Origin of the sequence: Geminocystis sp. CENA526 (genome assembly GCF_050753365.1) — a bacterium.
In the GTDB taxonomy this organism is placed as follows: domain Bacteria; phylum Cyanobacteriota; class Cyanobacteriia; order Cyanobacteriales; family Cyanobacteriaceae; genus Geminocystis.
Map to the genome: position 1 here is coordinate 48,630 of NZ_JBLZFY010000004.1, position 14,921 is coordinate 63,550.

The window sequence follows — 14,921 nt, forward strand, 5'->3', positions numbered from 1 at the left end:
AATGAAGAATGAAGAATTAAGAATTAAGAATTAAGAATTAAGAATTAAGAATTAAGAATGGAAATATGATTCACAGCGAGGCTCTGAGTTTAAGATAATATAAATTTATTTTCATGGAACTATATAATATGAGTATTCAAGTTGGACAAAATGCCCCTGATTTTACCGCTACTGCCGTTATAGATCAAGATTTTAAAGTAGTTAAACTTTCTGATTATTTAGGTAAATATGTGGTTTTATTTTTTTATCCCCTCGATTTTACCTTTGTTTGCCCTACTGAAATTATTGCTTTTAGCGATCGACATGAGGAGTTTCAGGCTTTAGACACGGAAATTTTAGGGGTTTCTGTTGACAGCGAATTTGCTCATTTAGCGTGGATTCAAACCGAGAGAAAACAAGGAGGCATTGGTGATATTAACTATCCTTTAATTTCTGACTTAAAAAAGGAAATCAGTATTAGCTATAATGTGTTAGAACCTTCGGCAGGAGTAGCCTTGAGAGGCTTATTTATTATCGATCGAAACGGCATCATTCAACATAGTACCATTAACAACCTTTCCTTTGGTCGTAGTGTGGACGAAACTCTAAGAGTATTAAAAGCCATTCAACACGTTCAATCCCACGATAATGAAGTGTGTCCAGTGGGTTGGCAAGAAGGCGACAAAACTATGAATCCCGATCCCATAAAATCAAAGATATATTTCTCTACTGTTAATAATTAGGGGTTGCCTCATAGTCTTTTGATAACAAGGGGTTTAAACCCCTTGCCTATATACATATAATTAATTTTCCACTAGAACTTATCGAGAAAAAATATTCAAATAGTAATCCAATAGGATAGACTGAGAAAAGACTATCTTAAAAATCTATCCTAATGTTTCCGATAGAAGCATCCTCTACAATGCAATGCGTAAATCAAAATCAGCATGAAGAAGTAGAGAAAGATGAAAAGTTAGTTTTGTGTATATTGGAAATTGGTGCGGCTATTTGCCATTTAACTAACCTTGTGAAAAGGATTGCGATGGAGAATCAGATAACCGCCCTTATTTATCAAAAAATAAAATAATTTTTATCATTTTAGGAACGGGATTTGTTCCCTTCAGGAATTTCTGAGACATAGACAATATTTAACATTATTATCCACAAGGTTAATTATTTAGGAAAAATAATTATTTTTTCCCTTTCTAGGAAGTTCGTTTTTAATGATTATCATTGAGTAATTTCAATATTTAAAATTATTCTTCATCATCAAAATCGTTTCCTTCTTCTCCTACTTGTCTTAGGTGAATATGTTTATAGCCTAATTTAATTTCAAACTCATCCCCCGGTAGTAATCCCATTTTTTGAGTATAACTAGAACCGATGACAATTTGACCATTACGATGAACACTGACACGAAAAGTAGCTTCTCTTCCTCGTCCATCTTTAGTTCTTTCAGGATCGAGAGGTACACCTTTTGCGGCTAATACAGCATCATAAAATTCCGTCAAATTCACTCTTTCTTTGCCATTTTTACCTAGGCTATAATAACCACAGGCTTTTGCCCTTTGACGACGGGGAATGTCGGATAACTCTTTTACTTTTTGTAATAAGGGTTTTCCTACTAATGGAGTTGGTGTTTCTGCACTCATATTTTATTTTTTACCTTTATTCTTATTTTATTTCTTACGATAATTTATCATAACAAAAAAAGATCATTAAATCATCTTTTTCAACAAAAAAATTTGTTCATTATTATTAATATACCCTAGTAAGTTGAGTTTTTATCAACATTGCTCAAAAAAAAAATAGTGGAATATTGTTATTTTTCTAGTTTTATCGTTAAATAATAGTATCAAGATAAAATAATGAGATAAATTATCTGATTTTACAAAATTTAAGCATTTTTTCCTTGTCAGTGATAAATAAACCCATGACAATATAAATAATTTGATAAATAATTAACGAACTTATCATGAAAGTCTCCTTTAAAATTCTCCGTCAACAAGATAATTTATCCGCTCATTTTCAGTCTTTTACCTTAGATGTGAACCCTAGCAATACCATTTTAGATTGTTTGAATAAAATTAAATGGGAAATAGATGGTACTTTGACTTTTCGTAAAAATTGTCGCAATACTATCTGTGGTAGTTGTGCCATGAGAATTAATGGTCGATCGAGTTTAGCCTGTAAAGAAAATGTGGAGGGGGAATTAAAAAAAATTAATGCTAATACAGAAAAATCCATCCCTGAAATTGTTATTTCTCCTCTCAATAATTTACCCGTAATTAAAGATTTAGTGGTGGATATGAATAATTTTTGGCAAGATTTAGAATCGATCGAACCTTATATTAGCACTAATGCCAGAAATATACCCGAAAAAGAGTTTTTACAAAGTCCTCAAGAAAGAAAATTATTAGAACAAACAGGAAATTGCATCATGTGTGGTGCGTGTTATTCTGAATGCAATGCAAAAGAAATTAATGAACAATTTGTGGGTCCTCATGCTTTAGCAAAAAGTTATCGTTTGTTGACAGATTCACGGGATGACAATTCTCAAAAAAGATTAGAAGAATATAATAATATCGATCGAGGAGTATGGGGTTGTACTCGTTGTTTTATGTGCAATGAAGTTTGCCCGATGGATGTTGCCCCATTAGATCAAATTAGTAAAATTAAGGGGGAAATCTTAGCGAAAACCGATATTAATGATGATAGTCGTGCAGTGCGTCATCGTAAGGTTTTAATCGATTTAGTCAAAGATGGCGGTTGGATTGACGAACGTAAATTTGGTTTAATGGTAATGGGCAATTATTTTCGAGATATTAAGGGCTTATTAAGCATTATGCCTTTAGGATTAAAGTTATTATCTTCGGGTAAATTTCCCTTCTCTTTTGAACCCTCAGAAGGTGTTGCGGAGGTTCGATCGATCATTTCTGCCGTTCAAGATAGTGAATAATGGATAATGAATATTGATTTATCTCCTATAACTACTTCTTATTCTTAATTCTTACTTCTTACTTCTTACTTCTTACTTCTTACTTCTTACTTCTTACTTCTTACTTCTTACTTCTTACTTCTTACTTCTTACTTCTTACTTCTTACTTCTTACTTCTTACTTCTCATTCCTAATTATAAAAATGTCATCAACTATAGAAAGAATCAAATTATCGAAAAAAGGAAAAGATCAATTAGTCAAACTCAAAAGAATTACAAAAATTGAAAACTGGAATGTATTATGTCGTTGGGCATTTTGTCGATCGTTGGCAGAAGTCCATAAACCAGCCCCCTATCCTGTACCTGCTGACAGTAACTTAGAAATGAGTTGGCAAACCTTTGGCGGTGATTTAGCGGACATTCTTTTTCTTCTCTTAAAATATAGATGTGTCCAAGATGGCTTTGATACAGACCCTGAAACCCTTAACGAGCAATTTAGATTACATCTTCATCGAGGTATCGGATATTTAGTAGGCAATCCTAATTTAACAAAACTAGAAGATTTATTAGAATTAGAAATTAAGCATTAAACTTCGATCCTAATAAGGATTATCAGATGTTGTCAAGTATTTTAATAAGAGAAGATTGGACGTTGTAAGACAAAATTAAGCTACTTTGAATTTTCCGCTAAGGGAAATTTTTTCCACAAATTTAGTCAGGAAATTATTATCTTTATTTTGTTGGAAAATTAGCTGTAATTTTTCTTTGATAATTTTTAAATTGATAGCGTCATTTTCAGTTAATTCTACTACTTCATAATATGCTATTAAACTTAAACCACAAAGACGAGTTAAATAAGCCGCACTAATACCTTGAATTATTCCTCCTGCAATAAAGGTAACGGCATTAGTTTTTAAAATGGTTGTAATGGCTTGACTGGAGATTTCTACTATACCTAATTTAACCATTAATTTCGCTATTTCGATCGAGATTTCTTTGGCTTGATTGACAGATAATGACTGTTGATAAATACTGCTTAAATCAATAATCATTTGCGTATTAATTGCCGCCGTTGCTAATAAGTCTAAACTAGAAACAGGATTGGCAAAAGTTGCTGTGGCAGCGATGATTTGATATTTTTCTAATAAGGGTAAAGCCTTTTCTTTTCTGATTATATTTAATTCTTTTCTAATGGTTTTTTCTAGCTCGATCGAGTTACGATAGGCAGTAGCTAAAATGAGGTTTTCTTTTTCATTTTTCACCATTATTTTTAAGGTATCCCATAAACTTTGATAATCTCCTTGAGTCACTTCTTCCCATTCCTGATAGTTGACTTCATCAAGATATTTTTTCACCTTAACTTTTTTCGTTTGAGGAGATATTTTAATAATAAATTCTGAATTAATAATACCTTTTAGTTTGTTTTGAATATTCGTAAAAATAAGTGCTTTTTCTTCGGCTATGGGGTAATCTATATCATTAAATAAAACCAAGATTCTTTGATGATAATTAATCTTTTCGATAATTTGTTTTTCTGATTCGGTTATATCTCCCTGAATAACAAATAAAACTAAATCAGATTTTAAGGATAAATTTTTTGTATCAACTTCAAGATTATTATTTATTTCTTGATTATAATTTAACAGATTAGGCTCGATCGAACCTAAAATATTATCGCCAAAATTCTGTTTTAAATTACTAATTAAAATAGGTGCTATAATCTTATTTTGACTAATTATCGTCAAATCTAAGGGAGTTTTAATACTGTTTTTCTCTACGGTTTCAATGACGTGACTAAATTTGTCTTGAAATACACTAGCTAACTCTTGAGAAGATTCACTGATAAGATTTTTTAATAAGTTTTTGACTTTGAGAATAGTTCGATCGAAATCTTCCCTAGAAACAGAAGATAAACGAACATTAGGTTTAAGTAATGGTGTTTTTTTCCGTTGCCAAAATAACCACAAACTACCGACTAAAACGAAAACAAAAAGAGTAAAGTTGCCCACTTCATCAAGAGAATTTTTGAGATTTTCTCCTATCCATAACAAAAAAGAAAGGGTAACACCAACTACTAAAATGGGTTTTTTAATTGAGATAGTCATAATGGGGATCATCCATAGCAACAGAAAAACACTTACTTACTTATCATACTCCTAGATCGTCTTTGGTGAAAAGTGAAACTTAAATGCTTTCTAGCTAATATCAGGTTAATAACTCCAAAACTATTCCCTATTCCCTACCTTCACCAAAATATTTTTTCAGCAATGTCTAGTTATAACGATAGTTAACCGACATTATAATAACTACGATACCATTCCACAAAGCGTTGGATGCCTAGTTCGATCGAGGTATTGGGTTTAAAACCGACATCTTGAACTAAATCATTCACATCAGCGTAGGTTTGAGGTACATCTCCCGGTTGCATGGGTAAAAAGTTTTTCTCGGCTTTAATACCAAGACAATCCTCTAAAGTTTCAATGAACTTAATTAACTCAACGGGTTGATTATTGCCTATATTATAAATTTTATAGGGAGCATTGCTAGTACTCGGATCGGGATTTTGCCCCGACCAATGGGGGTTAGGTTCTGGTATCCTATCAATTACCCTTGTTACTCCTTCAATAATGTCATCAATATAGGTGAAGTCTCTTTGCATTTTGCCGAAATTAAAAACATTGATGGGACGTTTTTCTAAAATAGCTTTAGTGAACAAAAAGTATGCCATATCAGGGCGCCCCCAAGGACCATACACTGTAAAAAATCTCAATCCAGTACAGGGTAATTTATATAAATGACTGTAGGTATGCGCCATTAACTCATTGGCTTTTTTTGTCGCCGCATAAAGACTGACAGGATGATCTACATTATCGTGAGTAGAAAAGGGAATTTTTGTATTTGAGCCATAAACGGAGCTAGAGGAAGCAAACACCAGATGTTTGACTTGATTATGACGACAACACTCTAAAATGTTCGTAAATCCCACTAAATTACTATCAATATAGGCATGGGGATTTTCTAAAGAATATCTTACCCCCGCTTGGGCGGCAAGGTTTACTACTACGTCAAATTGATGCTCTTGAAATAGTTTTTCGATACCTGTTCGATCGGACAAATCTAGTTTATAAAAGGTAAAGTTATCTTCGTTTTTGAGTAAATTTAACCTCCCTTCTTTCAGGGAAACATCATAATAGCTATTAATGTTGTCTATTCCAATAATTCGATCGCCCCTCGATAAAAGCCTTTGACATAGATGAAAACCGACAAATCCTGCTGATCCTGTTACTAATATGTTCTTCATGGATGATTATAAATGAAAGTTAAAGCCATAGACAAAAGAAGGCATGAAAAAAGTTATGATTGTTTTTACTGCCTTGATTAATTGCTATAGATTTTGCCACAGATCGAAGCTAATTATCATCTTCATCGGTAATAATTTCAATGGGGCGTGGTTGAGAAGGTTGATTAGGCGTATCATTTTTTAGATTCTGATTTTGTTGTTTGAGCATTTCATCTACAAAAGTACGAGCTTCTTCTGCTGTCATTTTTCCTTTGTTTACCATGTCATCCGCCATTTTTTGCAACTGTTGCGGAAAATCAGGGGTAAAGGCAATTTTTTCAGCTTGTTGTTTTAATTCTTGAAATTTATCATTAGCTTTTTCTACGGCATAACTAGCGATACCCACACCTAAATAAAAGGCTTTTTGTAACAAATTTTCTGACTCTGCCATAAAGATACTACCTATTCAATATATTTTTTGTATGATGAATCCAAACAGGTTTTAACCCAATATTTTACTTTAAGAAGCTAAAGCAAAATAGATTGTATATTTTAAAATTAATGGAAATAACCCATAATCTTTGTTGCCTATGCCTTTTGCCTTTTGCCTTTCACAAAGTAAACATACAATTAATTTGCCTATCTACTTATCTAAAAGTCTAACAAATATCCCCCGGTTCGGCACTATCTAGCTCATCTTTCTTTCCATGAGGAAAAGGTGAGGAGTAAGAAGAATGACTCTTCTACAGTAGTTATGATATTTTAGTAGTAAATAATCGCTAAAAGTTTTGATATATAATAGGTTTAAGATTTTAAAAATGCAGATGTTATAAATTTACAGTTTTAATTTAACCTAACACCTGATACCTGATACCCTTTTCGATTAATTTATCATACTCAAAGTAAGAGAGCCAAAATTGCTATTTAGCTTAAACTCGATACTCGATCGTTTAATAAGGCTTTTGTTTCTGAGATTCCTGCTTTATTTAAGACTCTTTTAAGTTGATAATTTGAGGTAATAATAATCATAGCTTGAGTTAAGAAAACCCCCAACATACTTAAGGGATAAGTTAAATCAACACCCACTAAAGGAAATGCTGAAAATAACCAAATAATATTATATTCTGTACCTTTTGCTCCTAAAATAATTAAGGTTAAAAAAGGACTAAAAATAAGACTACTAATCGAGGCAGAAGCAATCAAATTTCTCTTTTGATTTTTAACGGTTAAAAATAGTTGAAATATGATCCCATAAATAATGATCATCATACCAGAGAATAAAAAGCCAATGGTGTATGATAATTTATCTTCTCCGTAGGAAAATATCAGCACGGAAGGAATTAAGTATAGGGTGACAATACTAACATTAACAATGATAGATAGAGGAGAAGGACTTTTTTCTCCTAATAATAAATCTGCCATTTTATTACGGGAGGAAACTGAATTTTCATGGCTATAACGTGCCCAATCCTGTAAAGTTTGACGATGGGGAGTAATGGTAGGAATTAATAATAAGAAAAAGAAAAAATTAAATACTTGTAAAGCAATTAAACTTTCGTTTTGTCTATCATAATTTATCTGCTGTAAGGTAAATCCCATATTGAAAACAATAAAACAAGCAGAGATAAGATAACTATGGTATTTGGAAATAACTGTATCGGTAGGGTTATGAAAACGGCGTTTTATTCCTTGCCATAACCAAAATGTCCAAATGGCATAATTAGTAATAATAAATAGTGAACCAAAAAAGGCATTTTTCCACCAAAAATTACCATAAAAGCTAAGGTTATTTAAACCGTTTAAGGAGAAATAGTTAATGGTTTGAGGTGAAAGAAATGTGGATTTGACTACATAGGGTAAAAATATCACGGGATTAAATAACAGTAACCAATCAAAACTCATGTTACTAAAAGTCGGTGAATTCATAATCACTCCTACGGTGGTAGAGAGGAAAAAGAATATTACCATGCTTCCTAACCATGCTTGAAAGTTGCCTAATCCTGTGGAAACTAAGCTAAATAAGATACTAGCACTATAAAAGAAGAAACAGGCTACTGCTAATAAGCCATAAAAGGCGAGAATCAATGGGAATGAAATATTGGCTTTTAATCCTGCGATCGAGTGTAAGGGTACTGCTAAAATACCAAAAAGATAAACTAAAATTGGTACACCTAAAATTTTGCCTCCGAAAATCGTCATGGCTGACTGAGGCGTGAGACGAATAAAATTTAATGTATTTTTAGCATTTTCTTTGGAGACATCGGCAATTAACATATAACAACCGACTACTAAAAGAATAAAAACCCCCATGATACTCATGGTGATAAATAAATCTAACCACCATAATTCTTTGATAATTTGTACATTTCCCCACAAGTCGAGATTACACATATCATAGGAATTATAAGAGTTTCCTTCGACAATTCCCGTACAATAACGACTATAGTTACCTTCTTTGAGGGTTAGCATTCCTTTGAAATAGACAAATAGTAAAAACTGTCCGATAATACTAGCTAAAGTTACGATCGAAATGGTTTTTGGTTTTAATCTTCCTTGAATTTCTCTAAATAGTTGAGGATTCCATTCCCCAATATTATGCAGCACCTGAAGATACTTTTGGGATAACATATAACACTTATCTCCTAACGGATTTTATCTTTAATATTCCCATAATAATAGATCGCCTCTTAAATAGAGGGTTATTTATTAAAAAGTTCTAAAAGTTTGAATAGTGTCACCTTAGTTTCTGCGGTGGTTTCTCCTAATAAACCTGCTATTTCTTGGGCAACTTTCATTTGATTATGAACAACTTTATTTACCTTAATAATCATTTCTTCCTGCATTTCTTTTAACTCTTTTTGTTTAGAAATTTCTGTTGTTATATCCGTCATAATGCACAAAATAAAGTTTTCTTCGATAATCGGAAAAATAAATTCTTTGACAATAATATTCTGCTTTAAATATTCAGTATTTCTATTTTTAATTACTTGTTTTTTTTGCCATGCTTCTTTGATATGGCTAATATCTCCTAATATATCTATTGCGAGATGTCCAATTATGGTATCATTTTCTACTTGAAACAGTTGACAAAATGATGGATTGACTAATTTTATTATAAAGTTAGAATCGATCGCAATCAGTGCATTAGGATCGTATTCCCATAACAATTTATATAAATGATTTTGGCTACTTTCTAACATAATTTTTATAAAATATTTTCTTATTTTTACGACTATAGCAATCCTAAATCATTTCTGAGAAATTTAAACTAAGTTTCCCTTTATTTAAAAGCGTTAGGGGGGATTGTATTCTCATGATTGATTCCTGATTGCTATATTATATTTTTATGGCTCTTCTACAGTAGTTATGTAAAATTAATAGAAAATAATTAATATAAACTTTATCATCTATAGCTTTGATTATTTTAAAAATGTAATTGTTATAAATTAACAGTTTGAATTTAACCTGATACCTGACACCCTTTTCGATTAATGACAATTCTTAATTCTCAATTCTTAATTGTCCATTGTGCAACTTCTTTGCTAATCTCTAAAAAGTACGCTAACTCGTTTACTTTATAAGGATTAAGTAAAAATACTCATGGCACAGCAATTAAATTTATTAAGCGAAGGTAATATTATCCCCACTGCACTACATTTGGAAATGGAACGATCGTACTTAGAATACGCCATGAGTGTTATAGTAGGACGAGCCTTGCCAGATGTGAGAGACGGCTTAAAACCAGTGCATAGGCGCATTTTGTATGCTATGTATGAATTAGGATTGAGTCCCGATCGACCCTTTAGAAAGTGTGCTAGAGTGGTAGGGGATGTGTTAGGAAAATATCACCCCCACGGAGATCAAGCGGTATATGATGCTATGGTACGCTTGGTACAGGATTTTTCTAGTCGTTATCCCCTCTTGTCAGGGCATGGAAACTTTGGTAGTGTGGACAATGATCCTGCCGCCGCCATGCGTTATACTGAAAGTAGGTTGTCTGGTATTTCCTACGAAACTATGTTAGAGGATGTTAACGACTCCACCGTTGACTTTACCAGTAATTTTGACAACTCCAATCAAGAACCCGTTGTTTTACCTGCGAAACTACCTATACTGTTGTTAAATGGATGCTCAGGTATTGCGGTAGGCATGGCAACTAATATCCCTCCTCATAACTTAAACGAAATAGTCGATGCTTTAATAGCCTTAATCGATGAGCCTGAGTTAAGTGACGAAAAACTGTTAAAATTAGTGCCGGGACCAGATTTTCCCACCGCAGGGGAGATTATTGACCAAAATGGCATAAAAGAGGCATATTTGACGGGAAAAGGGCTAATTCCTGTGCGCGGTGTCGCTACCATTGAGCAATTAAAATCATCAAAGAAACGTAGTCGAGAGAAAACCGCTATTATCATCACCGAGTTACCCTTTCAAGTCAACAAAGCCGCATGGATTGAAAAAGTTGCCGAATTAGTCAACGCAGGAAAAATTAACGATATTGCCGATATTCGAGACGAAAGCGATCGAGAAGGCATTAGGGTAGTGATAGAATTAAAGAAAGATGGTGAACCTCAACATATTCTTAATCAACTGTATAAACAAACAGCTTTACAAACTAATTTTGGGGTAATAATGCTTGGTTTAGTTAATAATAAACCCTGTCAATTATCCTTAAAAGAAATGTTAAAGGAATTTTTGAGCTTTAGAGAAATTACCTTAACTAGACAATATCGGTATGAGTTAACAGAAAAAAAAGAGAAACTGCATTTATTAGAAGGTTTATTAATCGCCTTAAAACAACTGAAAAAAGTAATAGAAATTTTAGCTAATTCGGCGGATGGTACAACGGCAAAAAATACTCTTCAAGAAAGATTAAAAATCAGTGAATCTCAAGCTAATTCGATTTTATCTATGCCTTTAAGACGCATTACGGGGTTAGAAAAACAAAAAATCGAGGAGGAAGCCACCCAATTGCAAACTCGTATCACTCAATTAGAGGAGTTGTTAGGAGATAGAAAAGAGTTACTCAAAGCGCTAAAAAAAGAATTGCGTAGCTTTAAGCGCAAATTTGGGGACGATCGACGCACTAAAATAAATACTAAGATGGTGATTCCCGTGACAGCAGAGAAAAAGAAATCCTCAAAATCTCCATCTCCTCAAGAAGAATTACCCCTGTTAACGAATCAACCTTTAGTTAATCAACCATTATCGGAAGATGCAATGGTACAAATTACCGCAAAAGGAAAGATTTACTGGCAGGAAAAAAACCAGATTGATACGACTCCTATGGTGAAAAAAACCACCGATTTAATCGTATATCAAGAATTAATCGGCAAACAAGAGCAAATTATTGCTTTTTTCGACAGTGGTAAAGCCTATCCTCTTTCTACCGCCGACATTCCTCTTTTTCCTACTAAACAAACCATTGAAAAACTGGTGTCGAATAGCGCCATGCAGAATAATCATCAACCTATTAATTATTTATGTCTGCATCCTGAGAAAAAATCGAGTTTGTTGTTATTAACCAAAGGGGGATTTTTAAAAAGGATAAGTATGGAGGAGTTAGACGGTATCGGTAACAGAGGTTTTCAACTTATCAAATTAAAACCCCAAGATAGCTTAAAATATATTCTTCCTGTCAATGATGGTGAGGAGTTGGCGGTAGCTACTAATGTGGGGCGACTGTTACGTTATACTATCACCGAAGATAATATCTCAATTATGGGAAAAGCGGCGCAAGGTAGTGTCGGTATTAAACTTAAATATGGTGAAGAAATTATCGGTTGTTTGACTGTGAATAATAATAGTAATCTTGCCTTAATTTCTCAGTTGGGTTATGGTAAAATTCTCCCGATTAATACTATTCGTAAAGTTAATTTAGGGCAACTTGGTTCTCAAGTTTTTCGTTTTAAGGATAAGCTCGATCGATTACAGTCTATCCTTTCTGTCGATTATAGTCAACATCTTATCGCTAAAACTAATCTGGATAATAAATATTTAATTGATGCTAATAAACTAAGTGTAAATGGAGAAAAATCGATCGTCAAATTATCTCCAGAAGAAAGTATAACTCTGTGTTTGAATTGGTTGGGACAGTTGACAAGTAGTGAAAATTAAGGTAAGATCGGTAAGTAATTGTTAATTGTTAATTGTCTATTGAACTCAACCTCGCGCTTCCCTCGAAGCTAGGGGTTGGGTTGCCCAAAATTCTCTACAATGGGTGAAAATATCTCAATTAAAAACAGATAATTTGTTACTTTACACCATCTCATAGGGAATTTTTTCAAAGGGATAAACACAAAGAATTATTTTATCCTGTTATCGATCGTTTTTTTAAGATAAATTTAATGGTTATTTTCTGGGAGAATGTGTAATACTATAGTTAATTTTAACATATTAGCTTGTGTAATAAAGTTTATTGATTATGACAAATTCTACCAAAACCAAAAGTTCTAGCAATATTGAGAATCAAGCCTTGCCTTGGTATAATCGTCCATTATGGGGTAGTCAATCTTTTTTTTCGTGGTTTCAATCTTTACTCTATGGAGTGGTTAGCGGTAAACAAGAAATTCCAGAAAGTACAGTAATCATATATAAGGATACTCTTAAGTCTCTAAAAAATATATCCGCATTAGTCAAAAGTGTTGATAATGAAAAGTTTACCAGTCGAGAATTTATGAATTTTTTAAACTTAAATCGTCAATTTGAATCTAATACTGGTACTTATGAAGGGTTAAAATATAGTATTGAATTATTAAGGGTTGCCTTAGAAACTAAAGAAAGTTTTTTGAAAATTGAAGCGACAGAAACTCGTTATCGTAGTTATTCACAACAGGAATTTTATGAATATGTTTATGAATATCTACAACAAGACTTGTCAGTTAGTGAGTTTCAAGAGTTGGTACAACGTCAGTTAAACGATATTATTCCGAAAATTAAAACTGACGAAGGAAAGGCGGCAATTCAATCTTACGTTAATCAATTAGACATTGTTTGTAAAGATAAACTGGGGTTAAAACTTCTTTTCCTCTTTAAACAATACGATTTGAGTAACTTTGCTTTATTGCGTACCGTTTCCGAAATTGCAGATACTTTTTATGACAAAAATTTAGAGAGTATCAAAGAGTTTATGGTAGTAGTGCAGTTAAACGCCGAAATATTTTTAAAGTTAGGACAAATTATACAAGTACCGACGACAAAAAATAAACCAGAAACTTATGCTTTAATGTTACAGTACATTGCCTTAAGAAACAGACATCAAAAATCCTACGGGCAGTTTCAGCAATTATTAGGATTGTTAAAAGAATGGGAAAGATACTATAATCCTTTAATTACCATTCGTCAAGAGTATCCATTTTCCGAATATAAACAACCGTCTATTTTCACAGAGGAGATACCCGGTTTAAATATTTACGAGAAATATCAGAATCATCTTGAAAAAAGTTCATAATTTTGCAATGAAGAATGGAGAGTTTAAAATTTAGTTTTCTACAATATTGATTGATAAAAATATGGATAATAACGATTGGCTTAAACAATTATTAATGTTAGGAGTCGGCACAACATCTTTAGCGGCGGAAAAAATTAAAGAAGCGAGTGATCAATGGGTAAAAGAGGGTAAAATAAACCCAGATCAAGCTAAAGGTATTGTAGATGATTTACTGCAAAAAATTCAGTCTGATCAAGGTAATATTCAAAGTCAAATGGAGCGTCAAATTCGCAATATTTTACAGGATTTAGGTGTGCCTCGTCAGTCTGAAGTTGATGAATTGCGTGGTAGAATCGATCGATTAGAGCGTCAAATTCGGGATTTAGAGAATAAATTATGGCGATAGTTAGTTAAATCAATCTAGTTTTTGGTTTTGACAAGGAATTGTATAATAAGGTATGGTTTTTTACTGTAGCTAATTTTTGATGGTGAAATTGAACATTTTTGTTATGATTTCATCATTAACTATGGAATGCAGTAACAACTTTCAATTCTCAATTATTTCCTGATGATTCAATCTGCCTCTTTAATGCCTGACTCTAACTCTGAATTAACTACTGAAAATAAATCACAACCTTCCATTCTGATGACACTGCCAGATTTTCCCTTACCTTCCACCAGTGGCATGATGCGATTACAGCAACATCTGGATTTATTGTTATTGGCATTGGAAGCCTTACAGTTAGGAGGCTCAGAATATATGTTAGCTACGGCATCGGAATTAGGATTAAAGAATATTATCAAAAACCGTCTTAGTTTATGGCGGTTACGTTGTAGCAATCCTTGGCGAAAATGTTACTCCAGAGAGTCTTTGACTTTAACCCAAGCTAAAACGATGGTATTTATTACCGCCGAATGTGCCAAAAAATTTACCATTCCTTTACGACAACTTCTCGTATCTGTACAGCAAATGAAAGATAAAGGAATGCCCCTAGAAAATAACTTTCGTCTTTCAGAATATTTTACCAGATTTCAAGCTCATTTTAAGAGTAGAATGAATCCCCGTAGGGCAAAAGTATCTGTTTATCTATCATCTCCAGAACAATTAAACGAATTAGCTTTATCTTTATTAGAAGAATTATTATTTTGTACGGGGGTTAGGGGTAAAGAAAGATTTTGGATTAGTCTTTTTGACGGTGAAGTTAAATAAATTTCTCACAAGATATAGATAATGGGGAATGAGGAATGAATAATGAATAATGAATAATGAGTAATGAGTAATGAGTAATGAGTAAT

At 32.8% G+C, this 14,921-nt stretch carries 14 protein-coding genes; 8 read left to right on the plus strand and 6 right to left on the minus strand.

Going from position 1 to position 14,921, the window contains the following annotated elements:
* The first annotated feature begins 128 nt into the window (after nt 1-128).
* Together ACN4EE_RS02465 and ACN4EE_RS02470 are read left to right on the plus strand one after the other, a co-directional pair.
* The gene (locus ACN4EE_RS02465; protein WP_431704812.1) at nt 129-722 is read left to right on the plus strand and encodes a peroxiredoxin; all 594 of its coding nucleotides are present in this window, start codon (nt 129-131) and stop codon (nt 720-722) included.
* 152 nt (nt 723-874) lie between these two features.
* Nucleotides 875-1,066 carry a hypothetical protein gene (locus ACN4EE_RS02470; protein ID WP_431704813.1) on the plus strand — a complete coding sequence of 64 codons (192 nt, stop codon included), beginning with the start codon at nt 875-877 and terminating at the stop codon, nt 1,064-1,066.
* Nucleotides 1,067-1,235: 169 nt separating this feature from the next.
* Here ACN4EE_RS02470 and ACN4EE_RS02475 read toward each other — a convergent pair whose 3' ends face one another.
* Entirely contained in the window at nt 1,236-1,631 is a 396-nt protein-coding gene (locus ACN4EE_RS02475) for an AbrB family transcriptional regulator (RefSeq protein WP_431704814.1), read from the minus strand.
* Nucleotides 1,632-1,954: 323 nt separating this feature from the next.
* Between ACN4EE_RS02475 and ACN4EE_RS02480 the strand changes: the two genes are divergently transcribed.
* Nucleotides 1,955-2,938: a succinate dehydrogenase/fumarate reductase iron-sulfur subunit gene (locus ACN4EE_RS02480; protein ID WP_431704815.1), complete on the plus strand. Its 984-nt coding sequence runs from the start codon at nt 1,955-1,957 to the stop codon at nt 2,936-2,938.
* Between the two features lie 181 nt (nt 2,939-3,119).
* On the plus strand, nt 3,120-3,506 hold the full coding sequence (dndE, locus tag ACN4EE_RS02485; RefSeq protein WP_431704816.1) for a DNA sulfur modification protein DndE: 387 nt from the start codon (nt 3,120-3,122) through the stop codon (nt 3,504-3,506).
* A 75-nt stretch (nt 3,507-3,581) separates the two neighbouring features.
* Here the strand turns inward: dndE and ACN4EE_RS02490 are convergent, their stop codons facing one another.
* The 5 genes from ACN4EE_RS02490 to ACN4EE_RS02510 all read right to left on the minus strand — a co-directional run bounded on the left by ACN4EE_RS02490 (nt 3,582) and on the right by ACN4EE_RS02510 (nt 9,396).
* On the minus strand, nt 3,582-5,021 hold the full coding sequence (locus ACN4EE_RS02490; protein ID WP_431704817.1) for a DUF697 domain-containing protein: 1,440 nt from the start codon (nt 5,019-5,021) through the stop codon (nt 3,582-3,584).
* 182 nt (nt 5,022-5,203) lie between these two features.
* Nucleotides 5,204-6,217, minus strand: a complete 1,014-nt coding sequence (locus tag ACN4EE_RS02495; RefSeq protein ID WP_431704818.1) for an NAD-dependent epimerase — start codon at nt 6,215-6,217, stop codon at nt 5,204-5,206.
* 109 nt (nt 6,218-6,326) lie between these two features.
* Nucleotides 6,327-6,647, minus strand: a complete 321-nt coding sequence (locus ACN4EE_RS02500) for a phasin family protein (protein ID WP_431704819.1) — start codon at nt 6,645-6,647, stop codon at nt 6,327-6,329.
* 473 nt (nt 6,648-7,120) lie between these two features.
* Nucleotides 7,121-8,800, minus strand: a complete 1,680-nt coding sequence (locus tag ACN4EE_RS02505) for an ABC transporter permease (protein ID WP_431704820.1) — start codon at nt 8,798-8,800, stop codon at nt 7,121-7,123.
* Nucleotides 8,801-8,895: 95 nt separating this feature from the next.
* Nucleotides 8,896-9,396: a PAS domain S-box protein gene (locus ACN4EE_RS02510; protein ID WP_431704821.1), complete on the minus strand. Its 501-nt coding sequence runs from the start codon at nt 9,394-9,396 to the stop codon at nt 8,896-8,898.
* Between the two features lie 400 nt (nt 9,397-9,796).
* Here ACN4EE_RS02510 and ACN4EE_RS02515 point away from each other — a divergent pair, with 400 nt between their 5' ends.
* The 4 genes from ACN4EE_RS02515 (at nt 9,797) to ACN4EE_RS02530 (ending at nt 14,835) form a co-directional block, all read left to right on the plus strand.
* Nucleotides 9,797-12,313, plus strand: coding sequence for a DNA gyrase/topoisomerase IV subunit A (locus ACN4EE_RS02515; RefSeq protein WP_431704822.1), 2,517 nt, complete (start codon nt 9,797-9,799; stop codon nt 12,311-12,313).
* A gap of 307 nt (nt 12,314-12,620) precedes the next feature.
* Nucleotides 12,621-13,646 (plus strand): hypothetical protein, encoded by a 1,026-nt coding sequence (locus ACN4EE_RS02520; protein ID WP_431704823.1) that lies wholly within the window; start codon nt 12,621-12,623, stop codon nt 13,644-13,646.
* Nucleotides 13,647-13,707: 61 nt separating this feature from the next.
* Complete coding sequence (locus ACN4EE_RS02525; RefSeq protein WP_431704824.1) at nt 13,708-14,031, plus strand: phasin family protein; 324 nt, start codon at nt 13,708-13,710, stop codon at nt 14,029-14,031.
* Between the two features lie 162 nt (nt 14,032-14,193).
* A complete protein-coding gene (locus ACN4EE_RS02530) occupies nt 14,194-14,835 on the plus strand; it encodes a DUF3038 domain-containing protein (RefSeq protein WP_431704825.1) in 642 nt (213 codons plus the stop codon).
* Nucleotides 14,836-14,921: the final 86 nt, after the last annotated feature.